Origin of the sequence: Romboutsia sp. 13368, assembly GCF_018336475.1 — a bacterium.
Taxonomy (GTDB): domain Bacteria; phylum Bacillota; class Clostridia; order Peptostreptococcales; family Peptostreptococcaceae; genus Romboutsia.
Window position 1 is genome coordinate 2,063,685 of record NZ_CP048741.1, and the last position, 953, is coordinate 2,064,637.

2 protein-coding genes are annotated in these 953 nt (G+C 29.4%); both read right to left on the reverse strand.

The features are described from left to right. Positions 1–665, reverse strand: a 665-nt coding sequence (locus G3997_RS08555) for an N-acetylmuramoyl-L-alanine amidase family protein (protein WP_296645366.1), incomplete at its 3' end; no start/stop codon positions are given. 136 nt (positions 666–801) lie between these two features. Beyond that, a complete protein-coding gene (locus G3997_RS11990) occupies positions 802–951 on the reverse strand; it encodes an S-layer homology domain-containing protein (RefSeq protein WP_442971280.1) in 150 nt (49 codons plus the stop codon). Positions 952–953: the final 2 nt, after the last annotated feature.

The following is a 953-nucleotide window of genomic DNA, read 5'->3' on the forward strand; positions in this document are numbered from 1 at the left end:
TAAGTTTCTATACCATTTGCCGATGTTGAACTAGCTGAATTTTGATGTATTGATACAAATGCATCTGCACCGTAATCATTAGCCATTTCGGCTCTTTGTGATAAAGAATAAAATACATCTGAGCTTCTACTCATTTTCACATCGATACCTTTTGCTTTTAGCTGTGATTCTACCTTTTTTGCCACTTGTAAATTTATATCTGATTCACGATATCCAAATCCTAAAGCTCCTGGATCGCTTCCACCATGACCTGCATCTATAAATACTTTATAATATCCTCTAGGTTGAGTCTCTCTAGATCCTATACTATAYGTTGATGTTTCTGATGKTACATATATTTCTACTATATATATCTTTTYACCTATTCTTTGACTTAAAAATACTGTTCCTTCATTAACTGCCTTGGCAATTCCATTTGAATTTATCTCTATTGTTTCATCATCTGATAACTCCCAATTAGGATATTGAGATAAATCTAATGTTTTTCCTTTTTCTAAAGATATTCCCTCTTCTACAACTACATCTTCTATCTTGTACTTATTTATCACAGATAAAAACTCATCTTCTATGGTATCTGCGTTAATTATTGCTGTATTTAATAATATTGGCATAGATGCTAACATGGTTATCATTATTAAATTCTTTAGTTTCAATTTGTACTTCACTATCATGCCTCCCATTTTTTATTCATATTTTTCAGTATATTTAGTTACAATTTTGTTAACAATATTATATTAACATAAAAAGAGTAAAAAAATAAACCGAATTRGATAAAATTCGACTTATTCTATATTAAAATACTTATTTTTTTAGTTTTTCTGCTCTACTTAGCATTATTACAGCTTCACCTCTAGTTATTCCTTTTTTAGGAAGGAATGTTCCATCTTCATACCCAGTTATTATACCTTTATCGTTTAATGCATCTACATGGTCTTTTGCCCAATTTGATATAT